General features: G+C 53.6%; 19 protein-coding genes and 1 pseudogene. 9 read left to right on the top strand and 11 right to left on the bottom strand.

All coding sequences use genetic code 11. The features are described from left to right. The 3 genes and pseudogenes from DUE52_RS32630 to DUE52_RS08310 all read left to right on the top strand — a co-directional run. Positions 1-235: pseudogene (locus tag DUE52_RS32630) on the top strand (hypothetical protein); the annotation flags it as partial. A 294-nt stretch (positions 236-529) separates the two neighbouring features. Next, positions 530-1,114 carry a TetR/AcrR family transcriptional regulator gene (locus DUE52_RS08315; protein ID WP_114405520.1) on the top strand — a complete coding sequence of 195 codons (585 nt, stop codon included), beginning with the start codon at positions 530-532 and terminating at the stop codon, positions 1,112-1,114. Further along, entirely contained in the window at positions 1,111-1,782 is a 672-nt protein-coding gene (locus DUE52_RS08310) for an NAD-dependent epimerase/dehydratase family protein (RefSeq protein ID WP_114405519.1), read from the top strand. Before DUE52_RS08315 ends, DUE52_RS08310 begins: the two co-directional genes overlap by 4 nt. A gap of 39 nt (positions 1,783-1,821) precedes the next feature. Here the strand turns inward: DUE52_RS08310 and DUE52_RS08305 are convergent, their stop codons facing one another. The 5 genes from DUE52_RS08305 to DUE52_RS08290 form a co-directional block, all read right to left on the bottom strand. Then, entirely contained in the window at positions 1,822-3,198 is a 1,377-nt protein-coding gene (locus tag DUE52_RS08305) for a sensor histidine kinase (RefSeq protein ID WP_114405518.1), read from the bottom strand. A 6-nt stretch (positions 3,199-3,204) separates the two neighbouring features. Continuing rightward, on the bottom strand, positions 3,205-3,405 hold the full coding sequence (locus DUE52_RS32065; RefSeq protein ID WP_133299790.1) for a hypothetical protein: 201 nt from the start codon (positions 3,403-3,405) through the stop codon (positions 3,205-3,207). Positions 3,406-3,514: 109 nt separating this feature from the next. After that, positions 3,515-4,192 carry a response regulator gene (locus tag DUE52_RS08300; protein WP_114405517.1) on the bottom strand — a complete coding sequence of 226 codons (678 nt, stop codon included), beginning with the start codon at positions 4,190-4,192 and terminating at the stop codon, positions 3,515-3,517. Positions 4,193-4,502: 310 nt separating this feature from the next. After that, a complete protein-coding gene (locus DUE52_RS08295) occupies positions 4,503-5,114 on the bottom strand; it encodes an RNA polymerase sigma factor (protein ID WP_229312104.1) in 612 nt (203 codons plus the stop codon). A 191-nt stretch (positions 5,115-5,305) separates the two neighbouring features. Continuing rightward, the gene (locus DUE52_RS08290) at positions 5,306-8,743 is read right to left on the bottom strand and encodes a ThuA domain-containing protein (protein WP_229312103.1); all 3,438 of its coding nucleotides are present in this window, start codon (positions 8,741-8,743) and stop codon (positions 5,306-5,308) included. A 160-nt stretch (positions 8,744-8,903) separates the two neighbouring features. Here DUE52_RS08290 and gloA2 point away from each other — a divergent pair, with 160 nt between their 5' ends. Continuing rightward, positions 8,904-9,296: an SMU1112c/YaeR family gloxylase I-like metalloprotein gene (gloA2, locus tag DUE52_RS08285; RefSeq protein ID WP_114405515.1), complete on the top strand. Its 393-nt coding sequence runs from the start codon at positions 8,904-8,906 to the stop codon at positions 9,294-9,296. An 8-nt stretch (positions 9,297-9,304) separates the two neighbouring features. Here the strand turns inward: gloA2 and DUE52_RS08280 are convergent, their stop codons facing one another. From DUE52_RS08280 to DUE52_RS08265, 4 genes are all read right to left on the bottom strand, one after another. Further along, the gene (locus DUE52_RS08280) at positions 9,305-9,850 is read right to left on the bottom strand and encodes a hypothetical protein (protein WP_114405514.1); all 546 of its coding nucleotides are present in this window, start codon (positions 9,848-9,850) and stop codon (positions 9,305-9,307) included. After that, positions 9,847-10,989: an efflux RND transporter periplasmic adaptor subunit gene (locus tag DUE52_RS08275; protein ID WP_114405513.1), complete on the bottom strand. Its 1,143-nt coding sequence runs from the start codon at positions 10,987-10,989 to the stop codon at positions 9,847-9,849. The genes DUE52_RS08280 and DUE52_RS08275 overlap by 4 nt, the downstream gene beginning before the upstream one ends. Next, a complete protein-coding gene (locus DUE52_RS08270) occupies positions 10,986-14,228 on the bottom strand; it encodes an efflux RND transporter permease subunit (protein WP_114405512.1) in 3,243 nt (1,080 codons plus the stop codon). Before DUE52_RS08270 ends, DUE52_RS08275 begins: the two co-directional genes overlap by 4 nt. Positions 14,229-14,337: 109 nt before the next feature. Continuing rightward, positions 14,338-15,666: a TolC family protein gene (locus DUE52_RS08265; protein ID WP_114405511.1), complete on the bottom strand. Its 1,329-nt coding sequence runs from the start codon at positions 15,664-15,666 to the stop codon at positions 14,338-14,340. Positions 15,667-16,017: 351 nt separating this feature from the next. On the opposite strand from DUE52_RS08265, the gene DUE52_RS08260 reads away from it, so the two are divergent. Both DUE52_RS08260 and DUE52_RS08255 read left to right on the top strand, forming a co-directional pair. After that, positions 16,018-16,695, top strand: coding sequence for a response regulator transcription factor (locus tag DUE52_RS08260; RefSeq protein WP_114405510.1), 678 nt, complete (start codon positions 16,018-16,020; stop codon positions 16,693-16,695). Next, complete coding sequence (locus DUE52_RS08255; protein WP_114405509.1) at positions 16,692-17,966, top strand: sensor histidine kinase; 1,275 nt, start codon at positions 16,692-16,694, stop codon at positions 17,964-17,966. The genes DUE52_RS08260 and DUE52_RS08255 overlap by 4 nt, the downstream gene beginning before the upstream one ends. 57 nt (positions 17,967-18,023) lie before the next feature. Here the strand turns inward: DUE52_RS08255 and DUE52_RS08250 are convergent, their stop codons facing one another. Further along, entirely contained in the window at positions 18,024-19,088 is a 1,065-nt protein-coding gene (locus DUE52_RS08250) for a winged helix DNA-binding domain-containing protein (RefSeq protein ID WP_133299789.1), read from the bottom strand. Positions 19,089-19,260: 172 nt separating this feature from the next. Here DUE52_RS08250 and DUE52_RS08245 point away from each other — a divergent pair, with 172 nt between their 5' ends. Both DUE52_RS08245 and DUE52_RS08240 read left to right on the top strand, forming a co-directional pair. After that, a complete protein-coding gene (locus DUE52_RS08245) occupies positions 19,261-20,133 on the top strand; it encodes an arylamine N-acetyltransferase family protein (protein ID WP_114405538.1) in 873 nt (290 codons plus the stop codon). A gap of 134 nt (positions 20,134-20,267) precedes the next feature. Next, the gene (locus DUE52_RS08240) at positions 20,268-20,915 is read left to right on the top strand and encodes a carbonic anhydrase (protein WP_114405507.1); all 648 of its coding nucleotides are present in this window, start codon (positions 20,268-20,270) and stop codon (positions 20,913-20,915) included. A 68-nt stretch (positions 20,916-20,983) separates the two neighbouring features. Here DUE52_RS08240 and DUE52_RS08235 read toward each other — a convergent pair whose 3' ends face one another. After that, a complete protein-coding gene (locus DUE52_RS08235; RefSeq protein WP_114405506.1) occupies positions 20,984-21,688 on the bottom strand; it encodes a hypothetical protein in 705 nt (234 codons plus the stop codon). Between the two features lie 222 nt (positions 21,689-21,910). Here DUE52_RS08235 and DUE52_RS08230 point away from each other — a divergent pair, with 222 nt between their 5' ends. Beyond that, positions 21,911-26,128, top strand: coding sequence for a hybrid sensor histidine kinase/response regulator (locus tag DUE52_RS08230; protein WP_114405505.1), 4,218 nt, complete (start codon positions 21,911-21,913; stop codon positions 26,126-26,128).

Here is a 26,128-nt window from a genome sequence, read left to right as displayed (position 1 = left end):
GTTGCGCCAGAAATTGTGGTTACCGGCCTGTACGCTGGCCATGCGGCTCAAAACCGACACGGTTTTTCAGCGCTTGTACATTCGGTTACGACAGGCGGGTAAATCCTTCAAGGAAGCCATCATTGCCCTCATGCATAAATGGATCCGGGTGGCCTTAGCCGTCTTACAATCGGGGAAGCCGTTTGATTCTCGACTAAACCTGCCAACCGAAGAAAATTTGGTTTCAAACTTGTAAAATTTGACAGTTCATAGGCACGCAACTGCTAAGACTGGTTGCGTGCCTAAAGGCACGCGGGAGGGACCAGGTGATTCCTTTTGCTATCGCACCGGCGACCCGGAAACATCAGTCCGCTACGCGTCCAATAATCTTATAGTACGCGCGCGTTGTTAGTAGTACTTTTAATAACCGCCAATAGTTCATTTATGGCATTCACGGCGTTACAGTTTTCCATTTATCACATTTTTGTGTAATTCCGCCGTAACCTACTTATTTTGCGTATATTCATAGAGCGATTAGTCAATCCAGAAGATGAGCAAACTGAATAAACCCGAAAAAATACTATCAACCGCGTTGAAACTCTTCGTTGTCTACGGTTTTCACGGCACGCCCACGAGCAAAATTGCCAGCGAAGCCGGGGTTTCGAACGGAACGCTTTTCCATTATTTCAAGACGAAAGACGAGCTGGTGGTGGCTTTGTATACGGCCATCAAGGGAGAACTGAATCAGTATTTGGCGGAAAAAGTCAACGAAACCGGTGACGTGAAAGAGAAATTCAGGAACCTGTTTCGGTACTCTCTGGAGTGGGCGTTGGAAAACAGGGATGCTTTTTACTTCATCCAGCAATTTCATTTTTCACCGCATCTGGGCCTGGTTCCGGACGAGGAGATTCGGAAGCAATCCGAAATGCACAGGACGCTTTTTCAGGATGCCCGTGACGGGAAGGTGCTGAAACCGTTGCCTCTGGACCTGCTCATTATACTTTCGGTAAATCAGATTAACGGACTCTTTCAGTACCTGACTGCCCAAACCGTACCCATTGAAAACCAGCAGCAACGGATCAATGACGTTTTTGAACTTACGTGGACGATGATCGCAAACCCCGAAAAACCATGAAAACGAACGGAATTAGAGCCATTATTACCGGTACGACCGGCATGGTAGGAGAGGGCGTTTTGCACGAATGCCTGCTGCGTCCGGAGGTGGAAGCGGTATTGATAATCAACCGAAAACCGTCCGGGCTTTCCCATCCCAAGTTGACGGAAATCATTCATGCTGATTTTTATGACCTCTCGACGATTGAAAACCGTCTGGCTGGTTATAACGCATGTTTTTTCTGTCTGGGCGTCTCATCGGTCGGCATGAGCGAACCGGAGTATTACAAAGTAACCCACACGCTCACGCTGAACGTGGCGACGACCCTGAGCAAACTGAACCCGGACATGACGTTTTGTTACATTTCGGGAGCGGGTACGGACAGCACGGAGAAAGGCCGTTCGATGTGGGCCAGGGTCAAAGGGAAAACCGAGAATGATTTGCTGAAACTGCCTTTTAAACAGGTGTTTAACATTCGTCCGGGTTTTATCAAACCGACCAAAGGACTGAAAAATACACTGAAAATGTACCGGTATATTCTCTGGCTGTTTCCCATTGGCCGGGCGCTCTATCCCGGCGGTTTTTGCACCTTGCAGGAGTTGGGCCTGGCTATGATCCATACGGTCAGCAAAGGCTACGAAAAGCAGATTCTGGAAGGAAAAGATATTATTGAACTGGCAAAACGGTAAGGCGAAGTCAGCTTTCTTTTGACTTCAATCCATTCATTTTCAGGAAGTAAACTGACGAACCAGTTCCAGTTGGAAAACCGTGGGCTGGCCTTCGCCCGAGGTGACGGACACCCGGCCCTGATGGAGCCGGACGATGCGTTCCACCAGCGACAGCCCGACGCCGTTGCCCCTGACTTCGGCAGTTTGACGACTCCGGTAGAAAGGTTCGAAAATATACGGCAAATCATCGGCAGGAATGGGTGTGCCGTTGTTCTGCACGCTGATCACAACGGCGGTTTCGGTGAATCGGACGTGGATCACGGCTTTGCCATCGCTGGAAAACTTGCAGGCATTTTCGGTCAGATTTTTCAGGGCCGTTCGCAGCAGGGCGGTATTGCCCGGCACGGCCAACTGGTTGAAATCGTCCGGTAATTCGTCAAAACGAACCGTTACGTCGTAGTGGGAATGGATGCCGCTGACTTCCTCCCGAATGTCCCAGACCACTTCGTCCAGGCGCACCGAATCCGTTAGCAAGCCGACCGCCGACGCCTGGTTGACCTGCGAAAGCTGCAACAATTCCCGCGTCAGGGTCGACAGGTCGCCCACATCGTCCAGTACCGACCGGATGGTTTCTTCATACACCGCCGATTCCCGGCGGTTGAGCAACGCCACTTCCAGTTGGGAGCTGATCTGGGTCAGCGGATTTTTCAATTCGTGCGAGACATTGGCCACAAACATCCGTTGCAGCCGGAACGATTCGTCGATGCGGTCGAGCAGGCGGTTGATGGTGGTCGACAGGCGGCTGATTTCATCATTGTCCGTGCTGACCGGCAGCCGTTCCTGCAAGGTATTCGGAAAAATGTGGTTCAGTTGTTGTTCCATGCGCTTCATGGGTCGGAGCGCGTCGCCCGCGTAGAGCCAGCCCGAAAAGGCGACAATCCCGACAATGCCGCCGAACAATCCGACCAAAACGACCAGCATCTGGCGCAGAAACTGGTCGCCATAGCGGTTTTCGGCGCTGGCCAGCACCACATACTGGCCCGAGGTGGTGGCGTAGCGAACGCCGGTTACATAAGCCGCTCCCTGCCGGAATTTCTTGTTTTTTTTCGCCCGAATGGCGTCCAGCACCTGGGTCGATACGGCCAGCGGAACCTGCTCATTGGTGATGAAAACCGGACTGTTCCGTCCGTCATATACGGCTATTTTCTGCGCCGGAAGCTGGTCTTTCCGCAGTCGGGTAAACTGAATCAGAAGTTGGGGACCCATCTGCTGCCGAATGAGCAATTCGCCAATGGTGTCGGCTTTTCGGTCGAGCCGCCGGTAGAAATCTGAGGAGATAAAGTACCAGCAAAACGCGTAGAGGCAGGCAAAAGCGAGGGCCAGAATGGCCGAAACCAGGCCCGTAAAACGGAGTGTCAGGCGGGTGCGGATGGTCATAAAACACTACCGCAGTAAGGCTGGAATGTCGACCAGCCAGGCAATCAGCAGCGTCAACACAAACAGGCTCACCATCAGGATCATCAGCCAGTCGGGCTGTCGTGGTTCGCGGTTGTTCGATCCGGAGGGAGGTGAACTGTCTCGGTGTCCCATCAAAGGGCTCGAATCCGTTCCGTAGATGTGGCTGTATCGCAAGTTAGAAGTCATATCGCGTGCTGGGAAAACACTTCTTAACGACAAAACTGGAGCGAAGATCTTAAGCAGGATTAAATAACTGCTTAGAATTTCCTTAGAAAACGGTTCGCCCCCCGCGAACCTATTCTTCTTTTAACACATAACCCATACCAAACTGTGTATGAATGAGTTTTTTAGGAAAATCTTTGTCGATTTTCTTGCGTAAATAATTGATATACACCTCCACGACGTTCGTTCCTGCATCAAAATTCAAATCCCAGACCCGTTCGGCAATATCGACTTTCGACATCACCCGCCCCTGGTTGCGCAACAGGTATTCGAGCAGGGCAAACTCCCGGGCGGTCAGGTCGATCACTTGACCATCGCGACGAACGGTTTTGGCATCCAGGTTCATTTCAATGCCCGAAAACCGGAGCGTCTGGGCCGTCATGGCGACCTGCGTGCTGCGTTTGGTCAGAGATCGGACCCGCGCGAGCAGCTCCGCAAACTGAAACGGTTTGGTCAGATACTGATCCGTTCCGGCATCGAAACCCATCACTTTGTCACTGCTTTCGCCCAGGGCCGTCAGCAGCAGAATGGGGGTCGTAACACCCTGCGCCCGCAACTGCCGAATCAGTTCGAAACCGTTCAAGCCCGGAATGATGACGTCGGTGATGATGACGGCGTACGAATTCTTCAGGGCCAACCGCTTGGCAATCAGGCCGTCGTAGGCAATGTCTACTTCAAACTGCGTTTCCTCCAGACCCTGCCGAATGGCATTCAGGGTTTTGGGCTCATCTTCAACCACTAGAATTTTCATATACAAAAGACCAGGTTCTGACTACCTAACCATCGCTGAATCGGATTGTTATCGTACCCCTTTCATTTCATTGACCGCGCTAGAAGGGAACCGGCATCCGCTTCCGGCTTACTAAGCAGATTCTAAGCAGTTCTTAAACTCGTTCTAAGAACGCACCGGTTATTTTACGGGCAGAGGTCAAAAAAATGACGATACAAACCCGATCCTGTTCGACCTGAATACCGGTTTTATCGTTCAAAGCGTTTTTAGGTTTGTCTATAATTCCCGGATAGCCACTGGAAAGGAGTTCAGTGGCTATTTTTTGTCCGCTTTACTGGAGCAGACACATTACGAGCAGCCAATACTTAAAAAAAGAAATCTGACTTTTAAGCGAGGTCAACGCCTTGTAGAGCAAATTGGCCACGGATTGGCGGTTGATTTCCATCAATTCAGCGATCTGCTCATTTTCCAGGCCTTTGTAAAACTTCAGAAAAACCACTTCCTGCTGCCGTTTTGGAAGGGTATCGATGGCCTGACGAACTTTGCGCTGGTTTTCCGAATCGGCCTCATTTTTCTCAATAGCGGTTTCAATGGTTTCCCAGTCAGACAGTTGGCTGATTTCCTGCAAGGATGGAGCCGAAGCCGCGTTTTTATTGCGCCGGAATTCCTGTAAAAGCTGATTGCGGAGCGATTTGAACAGATAAATCGCCACATACTGAATCGTGAGCGACTGGCGTTTCTCCCAGATCGTAATAAAGATTTCCTGAATCGAATCCTTAATAAACTCGCGATCCTCCGTGAAATTGGCCGCATAACTGAACAATGCCCGGTATTGCGACTCGGCCAATTGGCAAAAAGCCGCCTTGTCTCCGGCCTTCGAACGCTGCCAGAGTTCCAGTAAATAGTCGTTTTCCTCGATTATGCGCTGTCGGTGGTCCAACATACCTTGTGCAATTCAAAGGTAAAATAACAGCATTAATCGTTAATACATAAATAAAAAATGGACGATTTGTGATTTATACAAGTAAAAACCGTTTAAATGAAAGGTTGTCAGAATAAAATTGTGTAACCCTGACAGCGGTCGAAGACCCTGTCAGGGTTACACAATTTTATTCTGACAACCGCTGGCAGGGTTTACTGCTGAAACAAAATACTCGTGAACTTCAGAATCGCGTCGTTGGGTTTGGTGCGTTTGATGGCAAAAAAGTACACATCGTGTTTGCCCGTTACCGGTTTGTTGATCGAACCGGTAACTTCTTTGTTCGTGTTCCAGGCCCCGGTCGGCTGGTAGGCCGTCGTGCTGATCACCGGCCCGGCCTGCGAGTCGATCCGCACCTGAATTTCGCCCGGCTGATCCAGCGACGCATACTCGTAGGTGAACTGTTTAATGTGGGTTAAGTCAATGTTTTTCAGGAGAAGATACGCCTTGTGGCCACCCTGCGACAGATTGACGCCAAACCGGGGGAAGCCCACCTGGGCATCGGTATACACCGCCCGAACTTTCGCATTCCGCAGCGTAACGGCGTCGGTTCCGGTCAGCGGACCAACCACTTGCCCACCCTTATCCGTATACGAAGCCAGCAGCGTGTATTGTCCCCGTAGCTCCTCTTTCTGGTGATCGGCCAATGTCAGTGAACCTTGCAGCGGCACGGTTTTCTGCGCCCTCGGCTTGTCGGTCAGCGAGAAAATATAACGCACCATTTCCTGCGCATCGGTTACCGAAATCTGCGGATGAGCGCTCATGACGTGCACGGTTCCCCAGTTGCCGCCACCGCCGTTGATGATCTTGGTCGCCAGTTGTTCCAATGCTCCGGTTTGGGTTTTATACTTTTGCGCCACCGCCAGCAACGACGGCCCCACCGACACTTTATCAATCGTGTGGCAGGCTTTGCAATCACTGGCATCCATCAGCATTTTGCCCGGCGGGTTGCTCACCAGCACGGAGGTCGGCGATTTGGGCGCATTCGGATCGGCCGTGCTGGGCTGCGGATTATAGGCATATAGCACCTTAACGCGCTTCGGATCGATTTTTCCATCTTCCTGATCCTGCACTTTCACCGTATACGCAAACGGTTTGCCTTCCCAGAAAAAGGATTGGTTGTCGGTGCTGGCAATGGTTACCGCTGGTTTTGAATTACCAACTTTAACGATAACCGTATCCCGGCCCACCAATCCGGCCCGGTCGGTGACTTTCAGAATGGCTTTGTAAATACCCGGTTTGGCGTAGGTGTAGGTCGCATTTGGCGTGGTAGCACCCACTTTTTTGCCATCGAACAGCCATTCGTATGTCACCTCATCATCATCATCCAGATCGCGCGAACCCCGGCTCACGAAGGCCACCCGCAACGGAGCCGCCCCGGCAGCTTCGCGCAGAATCGGGAAATTCCGGCGTTCGGACGTTAGGAAAACCGTGCGGTCGAGGTGGTTTTCCACCGCCGTATCCTGCACGCTCGCCTGGGCCAGCGGAGGGCGGTTTCCGGTGTTGTATTCGATCTTTACCAGACGCGCATCTTCGTTATCAGCCCCGTAAACCGAACCGTATTCCAGCATGTACATCACACCATCCGGCCCGAAATCCAGATCGATGGGGCGTCGGAAATCGCCGTTGGATGCCATAAAGGACTCACTGCGCACGTAGTTTTCGTTTTCATCGAAGCTAAGCGCCAGCACCCAGTTGCGCATCCAGTCGAAAACAAACAGCTTGTCGTCGTAATACGCGGGGAATTTATTGGCAGACTTTGACTTCGTATCGAAGGTGTAAAATTTGCCCGCCATCGCGCTGCGACCGCCGAGGCCCAACTCCGGAAATTCGGTCGAAGCGGCATACGGATACCAGATGATCGGGGGCGTTGCGGGCGGTAGCTGGTTCAACCCGGTATTGTTGGGCGAGTTGTTGATGGGAGCCGCCGGATCGAATTTCGGACCAGCGGTTTTGGTCGCAAAGTCCCACTTGACATACGGATAATTGTTGCCGACAAAATACGGCCAGCCGTAATAACCGGCTTTTTTCGCCTGATTGAATTCGTCGTAGCCGCGCGGTCCCTGCGCACCTTCCTTGCCCGCATCGGGGCCAATTTCGCCCCAGTACAATACCGACGTTTTCGGATTGACCGCAATGCGGTACGGATTTCGGCAGCCCATCGTATAAATCTCCGGTCGGGTTTTAGCGGTTCCTTTCGGGAACAAATTGCCATCCGGAATCGTGTAGCTGCCATCGGGTTGGGGATGAATCCGCAACACCTTTCCCTTCAGATCGTTCGTGTTGGCCGCCGACCGCTGGGCGTCCAGGCTGTAAAATTCCTTGCCGGGCCGTTCGTCCATCGGCGAATAGCCGTCGGACGGAAACGGGCTTGAACTGTCGCCGGTCGATAGATACAGGTTGCCATCTTTGTCCCAGGCCAGCGAGCCGCCGTGGTGCGAACCGCTGTTTTTCTCCACCGGTACCGTCAGCAGAATCTTCTCCGACTTCAGATCAAGGGTATTGTTTGCGTTGACTGTAAAGCGGGAAAGCTGAAAATTGATCGGTTCTTCGGTCTGCCCGGCGGGGGTATAATAGACGTAAATGTGCCCATTTTTGGCAAAATTCGGGTCAACCGTCACCCCGATGAGTCCGGTTCCGCCCACGTAGGTAATCGGAAACTTGTGAACCAGTGCGTTTTTCCGCGTTTTTGGGTCATAAACCGACAGGTTTCCCTGAATTTCGGAGAAAAACACGCGCCCGTCGGGGGCAACCGCCAGTTCCATCGGCGAAGCCAGGTCATTGACCAGAATGGTTTTCACAAAGCGGTTTTGCTCCGGCGTCACCTTGGCGTATGATTTTTTGTAGTCGAGCGGTTTGGCCTCGCCGATGGCGTATTGGATGCCGCCCAACAGGTGTTTGAGAAACAGCGGTTCGGTGTAACTTTCGTCGGTGTGGCCATTTCCGGTATAAAAAGCCCGCCCGCCATCAAATTCATGGTACCAGCTAATCGGATGATTGGCCCCGTTGGTGCCGCCCTCGTACGAGTTTTCATCCAGGTTCGCCAGCACGTTGATGCCCGAATAAAACGAGCGGTAGTTATACCATTCATCGGTGCGATCCCAATGGTCCGGTAAGGTCGTTGTGGAGACATGTTTCTTGTCGGTAACATCGACGGTCGCTTTGCGGACGTTGGAATTGTGGGGGTGGCTGGCAAAATGCGCGCCCATCAGCTTGCCGTACCAGGGCCAGTCGTATTCCGTATCGGCGGCCGCATGAATCCCGACGTAGCCACCACCGGCCTGGATGTAGCGTTCAAAAGCCGCCTGCTGTTCGCCGTTCAGGACGTTGCCCGTGGTGTTGTTGAAGATCACCGTGGCGTATTTTTTCAGATTTTCGTCCGTAAACACGGCGGCATTTTTCGTGGTATCCACGAGAAAATTATGCTCCTTTCCCAGTTTCTGAATGGCTGCAATCCCGAACGGAATGGAGGTGTGTTTCCAGCCTTTGGTTTTGGAAAATACCAGCACATGAACCGGGTCGGCAACCCGGACAGTCAGGCTCGAATGCAGTAAAAAAACGAGGCCGATGATGACAAAGGAACTGATTCTCATTAGTATTGACATAACGCAGGGCTTAGGAGGTTGTTTTTTTCGCGCAAACCCATGCGGCCGGTCTCCTGGGTTTGCAAACTATAAAGCAGATTTGTCGAACAATCTGCTTTATAGTTCTAAAAAATAGTGTTATTATTCCTGCTGCGCATCAAAAATTGCCATGCTACAACTCAACAGCGTTCACCACATCGCCATCATTTGCTCGGATTACGAGCGGTCGAAGCATTTTTATACGGAGATATTGGGACTGGAAATCATCCGGGAAGTGTACCGAGCCGAACGCGATTCGTATAAACTGGATCTGGAACTGAACGGCCAGTACATCATCGAACTGTTCTCGTTTCCGAATCCGCCCGCGCGCCCATCCCGGCCCGAAGCCCTGGGGTTGCGGCATCTGGCCTTTGCGGTGTCGGATGTAGCAGCCGCCAAAAAGGAGTTGGAAACCGCCGGTATCGACGTAGAACCCATCCGGATCGACGCGCATACCGGGCGACGTTTTACGTTTTTCAGTGATCCGGACGGGTTGCCGTTGGAGTTTTATGAAGAAGATTGACTACCCTGTCAGCGGTCGGAGACCCTGACAGGGTGATAACAATGCTCATAGCTCTCGATCAGCCGGTAGCTTTTGTGATCGGTTTTGAGCCAGTTTCGGGCGGGCGTTTGCTGGATCAATTCCTGCATACACGGGTATTTGGCAAAGGCCACTTCCAGATTATGGCGGTTCAGCGACAACACCGGCTCGTCGGGCGTGACGCTGAAAAAATAATGTTCCGTGGCCCCTTCCCCAAAGTCTGACTGGCGGTAGAGCGTCAGTGTCTTTTCCTGCACCACCTCGTAGGTGTTTCCAAGATACAGCCGATACAGGGTTCCGTCCGTCTGCTTATACCCCCAAAGCTGTTCCGTCGCTACGGTTTTTTTCTGACCCGAATCCGTCGTTACCTGCACGTTGTACGGGTGCCAGTGAACCTTCACCGTCCGCAGATCCGGGTTCTGAACCTGATAGCCGCCCCGGTCGTTGCGATACACCAGTTGGTAATGCGTCCGGTGGCGAGTACAACCCTGGACAAACAGCAAAACCGCCCCCAGCAAAATCCAGTATCGCATCATTTGTGAGAAGTGTTTAAGGCCTGACCATCACGAATTTCTTCCGACGCCACCCGGACCACCGGTTCACCGGCTTTGAGACTGCCAAACACTTCAACCAGGCTGTCGAGCGTGTTGCCTTTCTCGACCGAGATCCACTCGGCTTTGTGGTTATTGACGCGAATCACGAACGTTTTTTCGCTGGAACTGACCACGGCGGTTTTCGGCACAAACAGCGTGGGAGCCGTCCGTTCCATCGGCATCTTCACCTCGGCATACATCCCGGATTTCAGTTGGTTGGCTTTGTTGTCAAAGTCAAACTCCGCCAGCATCGACCGGTTGGCTTCCACCAGGCTCTGGGCGCTCCGGGCCAGTTTGGCGTTAAATTGCTGTTCGGGAATGGCGTTGACCGTAAACATAACCGCACTTTTGGCGGCCAACTGATTCGCAAACGTTTCCGGAATCGCTACCGTTAACCGCAACGTCCGGCTGTCTTCCAGCACAAACAACGGTTTGGCATTGCTGTCACCCGCGCCAACCAGTGCTCCGGCACTTACATTCCGTTCAGTGATCACACCGTCGAATGGTGCCGTGATAGTCAGGTACTGCCGCAGTTCTTTCTTGGTCTGGTAATTGGAGCGACCCACCTGAATATTTCCGGTGGCAACGGCCACCGTCGCGCTGTCGGCCAGCATCTTCGCCTGCGCCTGATCGAGTTCGTGCAGCGAAACCGCTCCTTCGACCTTGCTGGTTTGCAGCAAGCGGTTGTAGGTCAGCCGACTGGCGCGGAACCGGGCGGTTTGTTCCTGCAAGGCGGCTTCCTGAGCCTGGAGTTGCGCCTGCGCGGTGCTCAGTTCCGACAACACTTCCGGCGCGTCGAGTACGGCCAGCACCTGACCTTTCCGAACCGGCGAACCGCGATCCACGCGCACATCGCGGATGAATCCTTTCACTTTGGCGTACAGGCTGACGCGGTTCCAGGGTTTCAGTTCACCCGGCAGAGTGATCGCTTTACTGGGACGCATCGTTTGCACATCAGCGATGGCAACCTGTTGTACGTCAGGTGCTTTAACGGTTTTCTTTTCTTCACTGGCAGCCGATGTACAGGCCGCCATTCCGGCAGCAGCGACGACGGGCCAAACAAGTTTTAACAGCGGTTTCATACGATGCTATGCAGGGGTTGATTGTAAAATTTGCTTTCCGGATCTTCCGGATCGAGGGAGACCGACTGGACGGAAGCTTTGGTCTGAAACTGGGTGAAAACACACGGCAGGATCAGCAGAGCCGCCAGCGTGGAGGCAATCAAACCGCCGATGACGGCCTGACCGAGCGGAGCAATCTGGTCACCGCCCTCGCCCATTCCGGACGCCATCGGCACCATTCCGGCAATCATGGCAATGCTGGTCATCAGAATCGGGCGAATCCGGCTGTTGGCCGCCAGCACGACGGCTTTGCGGGTGTCGCCTATTTCCAGCCGTAAATTCTCGGCATTGGTGACCATCAGAATGGCGTTTGCCACCGACACGCCCACGGACATAATCAGGCCCATGTACGATTGCAGGTTGAGCGTGGCTCCGCAGGCCAGCAGCATCAAAAGTGCACCAGCCACCACGGCCGGAATAGCCGCCAGAATCACCAGCGAGAGCTTGAACGACTGATAGTTAGCCGCCAGCAGTAAGAAAATAATGACAATGGCGACCAGCAGCCCGGTTTGTAAACTGCTCAGCGTGTCCGTCAGCAGGCTGGTTTGCCCACCCAGTTCGACCAGGACACCCCGGGGCGGTTCACCCGCATCTTTGATGGCTTTTTCAACGGCTTTTTGCGCTGAACCGAGGTCTTTGTTTTGCAAATTGGCCGTGATCGTCACCAGGCGGTTGGGTCCGGCGCGGTCGTATTCGCCGGGTGCGGTTCCTTCCGAAAACGTCGCGACGTCCGACAGCAGCGGGTGCATTTCGCCACTTTTCAGCGGAATGTTTCCGATGTCGCTGGCGCTGCTCATTTTGTATTCCGGAATCTGCACCTGCACCTGGTAGGCCAGTCCTTTCGACTCATCGAGCCAGAGGTTTTTGTCCGTGAAGCGGCTGGACGAGGTGGCCGCGACCATCGACCGGGCGACTTGCGTGGACGTCACGCCCAGTTGACCGGCCCGTTCGCGGTTCAGCGTCACGTTCAAAACCGGGTAGGCGAGGGGTTGCGCAATCTGCACATCGCGCAAAAAGTCTATTTTCGTCATTTCCGCCCGAATCTTGTTGGCAAACCGCCCGGCTTCGCTCAGGTCCTTGGCCGCGACGGTCACCTCAATCGGAGTCGATGCGCCCTGACTCATGATTTTTTCGGTCAACTCAATCGGCTCGAAGGAAATGTTGGCCGTCGGCAAGGCTTTGGCGATGCGCTCCCGAAGTTCTTCCTTCAGGTTATCCATCTTCACGGGATGTTCTTCCTTCAACGACACTTGCAAAACCGCTTCGTGGGGACCGCTGTTGAATACGAAAATGTTGGAAGTGCCGTAACTCGACGGAACTGTGCCGACGTAGGCCGACGAAATTTCAACATTGTCCTGCCCGACGGCTTCTTTAATAATATCCAGCACTTTCAGCGTAGCGGTTTCGGTGCGTTCCACCCGCGTTCCGTCGGGAATTCGCAGGCGCATCTGAAACTGGTGGCTGTTGCCGTGTGGCAGAATATCGGTTCCGATCACCATAAAACACACGACGATAATGGCCAGACTACCCACCAGATAACCGCCTACCACCAGGCCCCGGCGGTTCAGGATTTTTTCGAGCCAGGTCGAATACCGTTGTTTGAATTTGTCGAAACCGGTGGCATTTTTGACCGGATGCGCAGCTTCATCCAGTATCGTGTGCCGCTCGTCGGCATCGAGTGCCAGTGTGGCCCTTTCGTGTTTGGCCCTTTCGTGGGCCGGATGGCTTTTCAGCAACCAGTTGGCCAGAACCGGTACGAACGTTTGCGACAATAAAAACGAGGCAATCATGGCAAAACCGACCGACAACGACAGCGGCAAAAACATGGAACGCGGAACGCCACTCATCACAAAAGCCGGGGCAAAAACCGCCAGAATCGCCAGCAGAATCAGGAATTCCGGGAAAACGATTTCTTTACAGGCATCCCAGATCGCAACGGCTTTGGGCCGACCCATTTCGAGATGCTGGTGAATGTTTTCAATCGTTACGGTGGCCTGGTCGACCAGAATCCCGATGGCCAGCGCCAGCCCTGAGAGCGTCATGATGTTGATGGTTTGCCCGCAGAGATTCAGCATGATCACCGCCGACAGAATGGAGATCGGGATCGTGACCACCACGATGATCACACTGCGCCAGTCGCGGAGGAAAAGCAACACCATCAAACCGGTCAAAACCGCCCCCAGAATCCCTTCCGTCACCAGACTTTTCAGGGCGTTGGTGACATAAACCGACTGGTCAAATTCGTAGGAAATCTTCACATCTTCCGGCACAGCGGCCCGCAGTTCCGGCAGAGCCTTCCGAATGTTGTTCACGACGTCGAGCGTGGAGGCATCCGATTTTTTCACCACCGGAATATACACCGCCCGGCGACCGTTGACCAGCGCGTAACTCACCGTCACGTCGGCCCCATCTTCCACCGTGGCGATGTCGCGCACAAAAACCGTCGGTCCCGAACCCACCCGGATCGGAATATTGAGAAAATCCTCCGGCTTTTTGACCAGTGAGTTAACCGGCGTCATCAGCGTTTTTTCGCCAATGCGAATGTTCCCGGCTGGAGACGGCTGGTTGTTCGTCACAATCGATTTGATCACTTCCTCCGGCGTGAGCTGATAACTCCGCACGAGGGCCGGATTCACCTTCACGATCACCGTCCGCTGGTTTCCCCCGAAGGGCGGAGGACTGGAAACGCCCGGAATCCGCGAGAACATCGGTCGCACCCGCGACGACGCATAATCCTGAATTTCGTTGAGCGAGCGGCTCGGGCTTTCAAAAACCAGTTGCCCCACCGGTACCGAACTGGCGTCGAACCGCACCACCTGGGGCGGCACGGTTCCTTCCGGCATGTAGGCTTTGGCGCGCGACACGTTGTTGGCCACCTCGGCAGCCGCCTGGGCCATGTCGGTGCCCGGATAAAACGACAATTTGATCAGCGACAGACCCTGAATGGTTTTTACGTCGATGTCGCGAATCCCGGATACGTACAGAAAGTGATCCTGATAACGGGTGGCAATAAAACCGTCCATCTGGTCGGGGGCCATTCCGCCGTAGGGCTGCACCACATAAATCGTCGGCAGATCCAGATTCGGGAAAATATCGACGGGGATGGTAAACAGCGACATCACCGAAAAAAACAGGAGGCCGAGCACCAGCACCACCACCGAAATGGGTTTCCGCAACGCGGAACGAATGAGTTGATACATGGGAAATGGGTTTAAGGTTTAAAGTTTGAGGTTTAACGTTAGCTCCCTGAATACCAAATTGTTCGTGGTTGTTTTGGCCTTAAACGTTAAACTTCAAACCTTAAACCTATTACTTCAATTGATTCATAAACAGCGAGATGTCTCCTTCGGCCGCGGCTTTCAGGAGCAGGTAGCGCCAGACGTTGCTGGTGGCGATGTAGCCATCGGTTTCGGCCCGGTTGAGGGTTACGAAGCTTTGCAGGAGCGTGGGCAAATCGGCCAGTCCGTTCTGGTAGCGGGCTTTGGCCTGGTTATAGGCTTGTTGGGCGGCACGCAATTGGACGGGGGCCTGACGTGCCTGTTCCAGTCCGAGCGTCAGTTGCGTTTCGGCTTCCCGGTTTTGCCGGGTGATGCGCAGTTGCTGGTCGTTGTAGAGTTGCCGGAAGCGTTCGACCTGAAATTGTTCACTGCGGGCATCGTGTTTGAGCCGCAACGTGTTGGTGAGATTCCAGCGGGCCACCACGCCGACCAGGTAGTTGGAAGCCTGATAACCCAGTCCCCGGTTGAAATCCATGGCGAACGTTTCATCGGCATTGGAGAATCCTGAACCCCGCGCCCAACCGGCCCCGACGAGCGAGATCGACGGCAGCATGGAACGCTGGAGCGCCACGGTTCGCGCGGACGAAAAGTTGATTTGGGACTGAAAAAACCGCAAAACCGGGTTTTTCGGAGAAATGGAATCCGATTGAAACGTGGTTTGTGGCAGGGTGGTATAAAACCGCATGCTGTCGATGCGAAGACCGGTCTGTACCTGACCGATGAGTTCCGACAACCGCAGCCGTTGCACCTGTTCGCGTTGCTGACTTTCCAGCAGGATTAGCCGCGCCCGAACCGCTTCGGCGGTGGCCAGCGAACTATCGACGCCAGCCCGCATCCCCGAACGAACGCCCGCATCGACCACGTTTTTGAAGGTTTCCGCCCGCTCGACGTTGCTGCGCTGGACATCGACCAGCTTCTGATTGACCAGGAGCGTGAGATACGCGTCGATAATCCGGATCTGGTGCTGAAACAGCTCGTTGTCGTAATCGGTTTGCGAACGGTTGAGATCGGCTTCGGCGGCTTTCACGCTGGCTTTTACGCGACCGAAGTTGACAATCCGCCAGTCGATGACGGCGCTGACAAAGCTGCCGGTGGTGCCCCGGTAAATGTTGTCGGGCCGAATACCGCCGGAAGTCGAAATGGACGTGCCTTCGTTGGGGAAAAACGAACCATTCAGCGCGTTGCTGGTCGCATACGTATACTGATCCTGCACGATGACGCTGGGCACAAAGTCCGTTCGGCTGGCCTGAACCCGCTTTTCGGCGCTTTGGATTTCGGCCTGTTTGGATTTGAGAAACGGGTAGGCCTGCGTTCCATGCTCCAGGGCCTGCGACAGCGTCAGGGTTTGTGCCTGAACCATACTTTGGCTAAACAGGAACGTTGCGGTTGTAGCCGTTAGTAAACAGATGCGCGATCGGCGGAACCTAAAATTTGCGTGTTTCATTGGCAACTCATTTTCCGGCCTTGGTGACAAAACCGTGGTAAGTGCCTGCAAAACAAAGGGGCAATTCTGGAAACATTTGGGAAGTTGGAGCGTAGAGAAAAGTTGTTTCGCAGAGTTTAGCGGAGGAAATCAGAGTTGATCAGAGAAATCCTCTGCGTAACTCTGATTTCCTCCGCTAAACTCTGCGTAATAACTTCTTCCCTCCAGAATGTTTCCAACATTGCCCGCTACTTTTGGTGTTTAGGTATTGGATGAACCCGGAGAAGGATGAAAGTATTGGTGGTAGAAGATGAAAAAGGCCTGGCCGAAAGCATCACCGACTATATGAACAAAGAGGGGTATCTTTGCGAAACGGCGGGGACTTTCCGGGAAGCCGACGAGCGGATTTATCTGTATCAGTACGATTGTGTGATCGTGGATCTGACGCTGCCCGACGGCGACGGTTTTCAACTGATTCAGACGTTGAAAAAACTGCTGGCCACCACCGGCGTGATCATCATTTCGGCCCGCAACGCGCTGGAAGACAAGATTCGGGGGCTGGAAATTGGCTCGGATGACTACCTGACCAAACCGTTCCATCTGTCGGAACTGAACGCCCGGGTGAAGTCGCTGATTCGCCGGCGGAATTTTGGCGGACACACCGAAATCCGCTTCCGGGAAATTCGGGTGAATCCGTCGTCGCGGAAGGTGTATGTGAACGGCCAATTGGCGGTTTTGTCCCGGAAAGAATACGATCTGCTGCTGTATTTTTTGTCGAACATCGACGTTGTGCTGACCAAAGTTTCCATCGCCGAGCATTTGTGGGGCGACAACATCGACTCCGCCGATTCACTGGATATGGTATATTCTCACATCAAAAACCTGCGTCGGAAACTGCTCGAAAAAGGCGGTTCGGATTATGTCAGTTCGGTTTACGGGATCGGCTACAAATTTGGGGAACCGTGAAACTGCTCGCTAAAACCAACCGCATTTACCTGGCTTTCTCGCTGGCCATTTATCTTTTCGCCGGACTGGCCTTCTATCAGGTCGTCCGGATTCTGATTTACAACGAGGTCGAAACCCGGCTGAAGGTTGAAAAGCGGGATTTTGAAGCCTATCTGAAACAGCACAAAGCCTGGTCGGATACAACCTATTTTGTTGAAAACAAGATCGATGTCGTTCCGGTTGGGCGGCAAACCCGGCTTTCGGAAACGTTTATCGACACGCTGATCCAAAACCGCTACGACCAGGAGCTGATGCCGTTCCGGCAACTTACGTTTTACGTGCCGATCAAGGGCGTGATGCACCGGGTCTCGATTCGAAAATCGCTGATTCAATCCTACCAGCTCATTGAAGTCATCACGGTGACGATGGCGGCCTGTCTGGGATTGCTGCTGCTCGGCACGTTCTGGTTTCAGGGGAAACTGTCGGGGCGGCTCTGGCTGCCGTTCTACGAAAGTTTGTCCCGCATCAAACGCTTCAATCTGGCGAGTGCAACGCCCCTGCAACTCGACAAACCAGAGATCAATGAGTTTCGGGAATTGAACGAGGTGCTGCGCAAGATGGGCGACAAAATGCAGCAGGATTACCGCAGCCTGAAGGAATTTACCGAAAATGCCTCCCACGAAATCCAGACGCCCCTCGCGCTGATCAACGCCAAAGTGGAGCAACTCATCCAGTCGGAAAAACTAACGGAAACGCAAACCCGCTGGATCGAGGAAATTTACCAGGCCTCCCGGCGCATGGCCCGGCTGAACCAGGGATTGCTCTTGCTGGCAAAAATTGATAATCAGCAGTTTACCGACAATCAGGCCGTTGATCTGGCGGCTTTGCTGGCCGAAAAGCTGGGCGCAATGGACGAAGTGTTGCACCACAAACGGATTGCGGTCAAGATCGGGAATTTGGTGCCGTTTGCGATTCAACTGCCCCCGGCGCTGGCCGACAGTCTGGTGACGAATCTGGTCAACAATGCCATCAAGCACAACCACGCAGAAGGGCGCGTTGAACTGCGGTCCGACGGAAAAAATCTGTCGCTGGGCAATACCGGCCATGCGCTGGTTTCGAATCCCGAACGCTTGTTCGAACGCTTCAAAAAAGAAGGCTCCGGCCCGGATTCCGTGGGGTTAGGGCTGGCCATCATCAAAGAAATCTGCGATACGTACGGTTTGGAGGTGCAATATGACGAAAACAACGGCTGGCACCGGTTTGGCATTTCCCGGAAAGTGAACGAAGAGTAACCCTGACAGCGGTTTCGGTTTATGCAGAAGGGTTATGCATTGCCTGACTCTTCAATTCTATTCACATCCCAAAAACCGTTGATACCGTACTTTGGCATCCGACAAGGCCTGTTGCTGCGCGTCGGTCAGGGTGGTGAACAGGCTGGTTTCGATCAAAACCGCATCTTTCTTCAACGTCCGTTTCCAGGTGCCGACCACCCGCCCGTCGATCACGATAACCGGACTGAAAATACCGTTGCCGGCTTTGGCGATCTGCGCCGGGTCCAAACCGCCGAGCGGGGCGCTTCGGTCTTTGTAGGCGACGAGATATTCGTCGTAAACCGGTAACAGACAGGCGTTTGTGGTGTGTTCATGGAGAGCAGGCAGAGACGCGAGCATCCAGTACGTTTGACCAGCCACCACCTCGGACACAAAACCGGATTTGATCAGATCCATCCCGGCTCTGGCGTCGGTCAGCGTCAGGCCCGACCACCAGCTAAAATCCGCCAGGGTCGCCGGGCCGTGGCTGGTAAAATACCGCCGGGTCCATTCCGCCAGCGCTTCATCGCGCAGCCGAGGTTTCGTGGGCGGCACCCAGTCGTCCAGCAGCGTGAACGTAAACTCCTTGCCGCGCCGGATGCCGTGGCAAAGCAGCCGGTCGTAGGACGCCCGCGCCAGCAGCATACTCAGGCGGTTTTCATGAGCCGGAATGCCCGCCTGTTCCAGGGCGGTTTTTAATTCGGGGCGCGTCAGTTGTTGGCCGCCCGACAACGCTTTCGTGAAAACCGTTTTACTCTTTGCAATAACCGGTTCGCTGAGTTCAAGCTGGCGGAAATGACTGGCGTAGAGGGTTTGCAAACGGGGCTGGTTCAGTTCCAGAATCCAGCGAATATCGGCAGCCGCTACCCAATGCAGGGTGCCCCGCATTGGCCAGGTGCGCAGGATGATCCGGTCGGCAATCGCCTGCTCGATGTCGGCGTCGGTGCTGCCGGGCAGGCGGTTGCCAAGGCCCCATTTGCCGGCCGCATAATCCTGTCCCTGAACGGCCCCAAACCAGGCTACCAGGTCGCCTGGGGTTGTCAGCGATGGTTGCATGAGGTGCTGCTGAGAAAGGCGGTATTGAACGATGTCCGAATGGGTCATGGCATGAAGATGAAAGAAAATGATGGCATTTGCCTTGATTGGGTTGGGTGACGCACCGATCAAAAGTACAACCGACGGGTGACAGCCCTGTGTCAGCAGCAAAAATCGGGCGTTTGCATTTTTGAAAAATTTCCCCGCTTATTTTTTCACAGGTGTTGATAACTTTGCACTTATGCCATCCCAACTCATTCAGCAACAAGAACCCGCGTCAGCCCTGTCGGGAATCGATCTCGACGCTTACTTTCAGCGCATCGGCTACACCGGCGACCGCACGCCCACGCTCGAAACGCTGCGGACTATCCAACGTCTGCACACCGAAACCATTCCGTTCGAAAACCTCAATCCGTTGCTGGGTCTGCCGGTTTTGCTGGACAGCGATTCGCTTCAGCAAAAAATGGTGCAGCGTGGGCGGGGCGGGTATTGTTTTGAACAAAACCGGCTGTTAAGCTTTGTTTTGCAAGCGCTGGGTTTTCGGGTTCGGGGGTTGGCCGCGCGCGTTCTCTGGAACGTTCCGGAAGGTGAAGTCAAAGCCATCACGCACATGCTGCTGCAGGTGGAGGTGGGGCCGGAATCATACCTGGTAGATGTGGGCTTTGGCGGTTTGTCGCCCACCGGCCCCGTGCAACTCGTGCTGAATACCGTGCAGGCGACCCCTCATGAACCGTTCCGATTGATCGAGTCAACTGGTGAACTGGAAGTACAGGCGGAAGTCCGGAACGAGTGGCGGTCGTTGTATCGCTTTACGTTGCGGGAATTTCTGTTGCCCGATTATGAAATGTTTAGCTTTTACCTGTGTACGCATCCCAACTCGTATTTTCTCCGCAGCCTGGCCGTTGCCCGAACGACGGCCGACCGGCGGTATGGCCTGCGCGATACGGTTTTGACGACGCATCGTTTGGGGGGCGAATCGGAGCAGCGGCAACTCCGCAGCGTGGCCGAATTCCGCACTGTACTCGAAGAAATTTTTTGGCTGACGCTGCCCAATACGCCAAACCTTGACGCAACTTTGCAGCGAATTATCGACGCATCATCTGCGGATAAATAACTATTTTGTGGTTACCCGGTTTCGTATTGTAAAGGGGGAGCGGCTGTCACTTTTCAGAACAGACTGCCCGGTTTGATTTTTGATAGAACGAAATAAATTGCCGAGATTGGGCGCTTACTTTATCATCCTATCCCATGAATATTAGCAGCGTATTTCAAAACAACGAAAAGTGGATCGCCGAGAAACTGGCCGGCGACGAAGATTATTTCACCAAGTTGTCGCAGGGGCAACAGCCGGAATTTCTCTACATTGGCTGTTCCGACAGCCGGGTTACTGCCGAAGACCTGATGGGGGTTAAGCCGGGGGAAGTGTTCGTTCACCGAAACATTGCGAACCTGGTCAATAACGTCGATTTGAATGTCATGTCGGTACTGAATTATGCCGTCCGGCATTTAAAAGTCAACCATGTGGTCGTGTGTGGACACTACAATTGCGGGGGCGTGAAAGCGGCCATGGAACCGGTCGATTTGGGAATTTTGAACCCGTGGTTGCGCAACATCCGCGATGTATACCGCTACCACAAGGACGAACTGAATGCCATTGAGGACGTTAAAGCCCGTTACGACCGGCTCGTGGAACTGAATGTGGAAGAACAGTGTGTCAACCTGATCAAAACCGCGGCCATTCAGGAAGCCTTCCGCGAACGGGGCGTTAAGGTACACGGCTGGGTGTTCGATGTTCGCACCGGAAAATTAATCGATCTGAAGATTAATTTTGAAGAAAAAATGAGAAGCATCATGGAGATTTATAACCTCTATGAGCCGGTTTCACTGGTGAAATAAGTCGTTAACCGAGCCGCCTGATGGATGATTACGTGTCGATCGGGCGGCTCAGTTGCTATATAGAGTATTTATTCCGGCGATCCGTGGGGAATCAGCCGGAAGCGATACCGGAGCGCAAGGTGTTCCAGGGCACCATCGGGCAAAGGATCTTCCTGTTTTTCGGACGGAATCAGCCAGGCCGACCAATCCGTCGATGCCTGCGGTCGTTTGGGCAGATTAAGCGGAAAATCGACCGGCGTATTGTGAACGAATACCCGCATGTGCCATTTTTTTAGACTGATCGGGGTGGTTTCCCACGGTAAAATCACAAAATTTTCCTCTTGCCGTATCCGGTCGGGATGCGGGTTGTCCAGGTCCTGCCCGATGAATTGAGGAATCAGAATCGAGTCAATGGCCGCGCCCTTGAGAAAAGATTGCGTGGCACGCAGTTCCACCTCCACCACCGCCCGGTGATCGGGGTATTCCAGCCGGTATTCCTGCTGATCCGACCAGTTCAGGTACAATACGAACCAGCCGATGAGCGCAATACCGTCGAAGACCTGGAGATACCGGATGTAATTTTCGGCCAGGAAATACCGCGCCAGAAACCACACTACGAAGAAGCCGACGAATGCCGCCAGAAAACCGCCCCAGGTTGCCAGGTAGGCTACTCCCAGCCGGGCATCCGGGCCGACAGCATCGCTGTTGAGGGCCACGGTCACTTCGGAAAACAAAAAATAAAACAAGGGAGCCGCACACAGGCTGGCGACGAACAAGGTAAAAAATCGTTCCATGATGGATCGAAATAACGAACCGATAACGCACTATTTAAGCGATAATTGACACTGAGCGGGGTTTGGTGAATAGGGCAACATGAAAAATCAATAGATAACAGAACTGTTTTCTGCGAATACAATTTCACGCACGGTTTTTGATGGAATAGTACAATTGTCAGACATGGTTATAATTTGTTGAGAAATAGTTATTTTACAAAAAAATAACGCAGCGGGCTTTGTATGAAAGTAATATGTGCTGTTCTGTTGCTATTCCTCTTGCAGGTTCAGCCATTTAACGCCCGGGCCGTTCCGATACGGTTCAAACACCTTACCACCAACGAAGGGTTATCTCAGAACAATGTAACCTGTATTTTACAAGACAAGCGCGGTTTTATGTGGTTTGGCACGCAGGACGGTCTAAACCGGTTTGATGGCTATACCTTCACCGTATATCGGAATGACCCCAAAAAAGCGAACAGCCTGAGTCATAATTTTATCCGGGCACTCTACGAAGACCACAAAGGCCGCCTGTGGGTCGGCACGGAAGACGGCGGTTTGAATCTCTTTAACCGCGAAACCGACAACTTTGTCAGCTTTCAGCGGACGGCCGACAAGCTCAACAGCCTGAGTCACAATCAGGTGATCTCGATTGCGGAAGACCGTCAGGGAATGCTATGGGTCGGCACCTACGGTGGCGGTTTGAACCGTTTCGACCCTACCCGGCAATCCTTCACCCATTTCACCCACGATGCTGCCAAACCACGGAGTCTGCGGAATGATTTTATCTACGATATGCTGGTCGATGCGAAAGGACGGCTCTGGGCGGCAACCGGCGGGGGAGGACTGGACCTGTTCGATGCGACGACGCAAACTTTCCGGCACTTCGTCAACAACCCCGCCGATTCGGGTTCGCTGAGCAACGATAACGTCACCGCCCTCCTGCAGGATTCGCAAAACCGGATCTGGGTGGCCACCGAAGGCGGTGGCTTGAACCTGCTGAATGCCGATCAGCACACGTTTACCCGGTTTCAAAACAGCAAAACCGATGTCAACACCATTGGCCATAACGACGTCATTTCGCTGGAAGAAGGTAATACGGGGAGTCTGTGGATAGGCACCCGGAACGGCGGCATTAGCATTCTGAGCAAAGATCTCGCTACGGTTACCCGCCATCCCTTCAGCGAAACCAACAGCGAAGGCTTGAACAACGGCTCGATTTATGCCATCTGCCGGGATCGAAAAGGGGATATGTGGATCGGTACCTACAGCGGAGGAATCAATTTTTACGACCGTGAACCCCGAAAATTTGAACGCTATGAAAAAGACCGCTACAACCCCAATAGTCTGAGTAACAACAATGTGTTGTCTGTTCTGGAAGATGCCGAAGGGAACCTCTGGATGGGGACGGACGGTGGGGGGCTGAATCGCCTGAACCGCAAAACGAATCAGTTTTCCCGGTTTATGCACCGCCCCGATCGTCCGCGCAGCATCGGCAGCAACTTCGTGATGTGCGTTTTTGAAGACCGTGAACACAGGATTTGGGCGGGTAGTTACAAGGGCGGACTGAGCCGGTGGGAAAAGGAACCGGGTGAGTTTGTCAATTTTCCGAGGAGTGACGGCCCGGACGGCATCAGCCACGAAAGTATCTGCGCTATTACCGAAGACCATGAAGGCAATCTGTGGCTCGGGACGCTCGGCGCCGGAGTGAGTCGTTACGATAAGAAAACCGGTTTATTTACGCACTACCGGCCTGATCCGGCCCAACCCGGCACCCTGAGCCATGCGGTTATTCGGGCGTTGTATTGCGACCGGGGCGGTACGGTCTGGGTCGGCACGGAAGGTGGTGGGCTAAACCGGTTCGATCGCCGGAGCAACACCTTTACGAATTACCGGTATAACCGAAATGTGCCCGGAAGTCTGAGCAATAATCTGGTCAACAGCATCTACGAAGATGCGGGCGGCACGGTATGGGTGGGCACCGACAGCGGGCTCAATAAATTCAATGCCAAAACCCAAACGTTTACGGTATACCGTCAGCCGGAGGGGTTGCCGAATGATGTGATCCAGGGGCTGGCAGAAGACCGTCGGAAAAACCTCTGGATCAGCACCAATCAGGGGCTTACCCGGTTTAATCCACAGACCGGCACCTTCCGGAATTACGGCATCAGCGATGGCTTGCAGGGCAACTCGTTCAACCGGAGGGCGGTTTTTAAGGGGCGGCTGGGTGAGCTTTTCTTTGGCGGAACCAACGGTCTGAACGCGTTTGATCCCGATAGCTTGCGCGACAATTCGGCGATTCCACCGGTTTTTATCACCCATTTCCAGCTTTTTAATCAACCCGTTGCCATTGGGGCTCCGGATTCGCTGCTTCGAAAAAGCATCGATGAAAACACCCTCATTACGCTGGCCTACTGGCAGTCGATGTTTTCAGTGACCTTTGCGGCTTTGAATTACAGCCTGCCCGAAAAAAACCAGTATGCGTATCAACTGGAAGGATTTGACCGGGGCTGGATTTACGCCGGTCATGCCCGGATGGCAACCTACACCAACCTGGACCCCGGCGATTACGTTTTCCGGGTGAGGGCGTCCAACAACGACGGCGTCTGGAATGAGCGGGGAACCTCGCTCCGGATCGTCATTACCCCGCCCTACTGGGAAACCTGGTGGTTTCGAACCGGCCTGGTGCTGGCCTTGCTGCTGGGTGCCTATGGCTTGTATCGGTATCGGGTAAATGCCATTGAAAACCAGAAAAACGAGCTGGAAAAAGAAGTGGGCGAACGAACCGCCGAAGTGTTGTACCAATCGGAAGAAATCCAGACCCAATCAGAACATTTGCAGGTTCTTGTCGAAGAAATCCACGAACAACGGTTGCAGGAAAAACACGCGCGGGAAGAAGCCGAAAAAGCCAACCAGGCCAAGAGCGTCTTTCTGGCCACGATGAGCCACGAAATCCGGACGCCCATGAACGGCGTGCTGGGAATGACCTATTTATTGCAGGAAACGGAATTGTCGGAAGAGCAGCACGAATACGTCGACACCATTCACCAGTGCGGAACCAACCTGCTGGGCGTGATCAACGACATTCTTGATTTTTCCAAGATCGAATCCGGGAGTCTGGAACTGGAACTCCAGGACGTCGATTTGCGGCATTGTGTGGAAGACGTCCTCGATCTGTTTGCCAGCAAAGCCGCCGAACTGGAACTGGATCTGGTGTATGAAATCGACCATCCGGTTCCGAACCAGATCATTGGCGACAGCCTGCGCCTGCGTCAGATTCTGATCAACCTCGTGGGCAACGCCATCAAATTCACCGAGCGGGGCGAAGTGTTTGTCAGCATTGGTTTGCAACGGCGGATTAGCGATGAAGAACTGGAACTGGTTTTTCGGGTTCGGGATACGGGTATCGGCATTCCGGAAGACAAACTGCAACGGCTGTTCAAAGCCTTTTCGCAAGTCGATTCGTCCATGACCCGGCGGTATGGCGGCACGGGCCTCGGGCTGGCCATCAGCGAGCGGCTGGTCAAACTCATGGGCGGGGAAATTACGGTCGACAGTAAGATCGGGATGGGAACGACGTTCACGTTCACGATTCAATGTCAGATCAGCCAGCAGGCCCAGCGGCAATATATTTTCTTCAATACCGGCGAAAACGATGGGAAACGGGTTTTGCTCGTCGATGACAACCCCACGAATCTGACCATTCTGAAGGCCCACCTTGAGCAGTGGAAAATCGTGGTGGTAGCGGCTTCGTCGGGCAAGCAGGCCCTGGCAATCATGAACCAGGAAGCGCCTTTTCAACTGGTTATTACGGATATGCAAATGCCGGAAATGAACGGGGTACAACTGGCGCGGGCCATTCGCGGGCGAAACCTGACCCTGCCGATCATTCTGCTGAGTTCCATTGGTGAAGAAAGCCGCAAATCGTATCCGGAGCTTTTTTCGGCGGTTTTGACCAAGCCCGTTAAGCAGCAGCAGCTTTTTGATGTGGTTCAGAAGCAACTCAAGCAATCGGTAGAACCCCGGGCGGTTGCCGCCAAAGCCGTCCACCACGCGCTGTCGGATCAGTTTTCCAAAGACTATCCCCTGCAGATTCTGGTCGCGGAAGATTACCCGGCCAATCAGAAACTGGCACTCAACATTCTGAGTAAACTGGGCTATCAGGCACATTTGGCCCAAAACGGTGCCGAAGTGCTGGATCTGGTGAAACGGCGGTTTTACGACGTCATTCTGATGGATGTGCAGATGCCGGAAGTAAACGGCCTGGAAGCCACCATCCGCATCCGCCAGCAGCCAGGCCGCCAACCGACCATCATTGCGATGACGGCCAACGCCATGGCCGACGACCGTGAAGCGTGTTTGCACGCGGGGATGGACGATTACATCGCCAAACCGATTGTGATTGAAGAACTGAAAAATGCCCTCCAACAAGCCGCGATTCTGCGGCAAACCGAACCCTGA

The sequence above is a fragment of the Larkinella punicea genome (assembly GCF_003334855.1).
GTDB lineage: Bacteria > Bacteroidota > Bacteroidia > Cytophagales > Spirosomataceae > Larkinella > Larkinella punicea.
Note: the sequence above shows the minus strand (reverse complement) of the source record. Positions and strands in the feature narration are given on the sequence as shown.

What these genes read in the sequence shown, in the direction of transcription:
- DUE52_RS08315 (WP_114405520.1), top strand. Translation starts at nt 530, where the DNA reads ATGAGCAAACTGAATAAACCCGAAAAAATACTATCAACCGCGTTGAAA.
- DUE52_RS08310 (WP_114405519.1), top strand. Translation starts at nt 1,111, where the DNA reads ATGAAAACGAACGGAATTAGAGCCATTATTACCGGTACGACCGGCATG.
- DUE52_RS08305 (WP_114405518.1), bottom strand. Translation starts at nt 3,198, where the DNA reads ATGACCATCCGCACCCGCCTGACACTCCGTTTTACGGGCCTGGTTTCG.
- DUE52_RS32065 (WP_133299790.1), bottom strand. Translation starts at nt 3,405, where the DNA reads ATGACTTCTAACTTGCGATACAGCCACATCTACGGAACGGATTCGAGC.
- DUE52_RS08300 (WP_114405517.1), bottom strand. Translation starts at nt 4,192, where the DNA reads ATGAAAATTCTAGTGGTTGAAGATGAGCCCAAAACCCTGAATGCCATT.
- DUE52_RS08295 (WP_229312104.1), bottom strand. Translation starts at nt 5,114, where the DNA reads ATGTTGGACCACCGACAGCGCATAATCGAGGAAAACGACTATTTACTG.
- DUE52_RS08290 (WP_229312103.1), bottom strand. Translation starts at nt 8,743, where the DNA reads ATGAGAATCAGTTCCTTTGTCATCATCGGCCTCGTTTTTTTACTGCAT.
- gloA2 (WP_114405515.1), top strand. Translation starts at nt 8,904, where the DNA reads ATGCTACAACTCAACAGCGTTCACCACATCGCCATCATTTGCTCGGAT.
- DUE52_RS08280 (WP_114405514.1), bottom strand. Translation starts at nt 9,850, where the DNA reads ATGATGCGATACTGGATTTTGCTGGGGGCGGTTTTGCTGTTTGTCCAG.
- DUE52_RS08275 (WP_114405513.1), bottom strand. Translation starts at nt 10,989, where the DNA reads ATGAAACCGCTGTTAAAACTTGTTTGGCCCGTCGTCGCTGCTGCCGGA.
- DUE52_RS08270 (WP_114405512.1), bottom strand. Translation starts at nt 14,228, where the DNA reads ATGTATCAACTCATTCGTTCCGCGTTGCGGAAACCCATTTCGGTGGTG.
- DUE52_RS08265 (WP_114405511.1), bottom strand. Translation starts at nt 15,666, where the DNA reads ATGGTTCAGGCACAAACCCTGACGCTGTCGCAGGCCCTGGAGCATGGA.
- DUE52_RS08260 (WP_114405510.1), top strand. Translation starts at nt 16,018, where the DNA reads ATGAAAGTATTGGTGGTAGAAGATGAAAAAGGCCTGGCCGAAAGCATC.
- DUE52_RS08250 (WP_133299789.1), bottom strand. Translation starts at nt 19,088, where the DNA reads ATGACCCATTCGGACATCGTTCAATACCGCCTTTCTCAGCAGCACCTC.
- DUE52_RS08245 (WP_114405538.1), top strand. Translation starts at nt 19,261, where the DNA reads ATGCCATCCCAACTCATTCAGCAACAAGAACCCGCGTCAGCCCTGTCG.
- DUE52_RS08240 (WP_114405507.1), top strand. Translation starts at nt 20,268, where the DNA reads ATGAATATTAGCAGCGTATTTCAAAACAACGAAAAGTGGATCGCCGAG.
- DUE52_RS08235 (WP_114405506.1), bottom strand. Translation starts at nt 21,688, where the DNA reads ATGGAACGATTTTTTACCTTGTTCGTCGCCAGCCTGTGTGCGGCTCCC.
- DUE52_RS08230 (WP_114405505.1), top strand. Translation starts at nt 21,911, where the DNA reads ATGAAAGTAATATGTGCTGTTCTGTTGCTATTCCTCTTGCAGGTTCAG.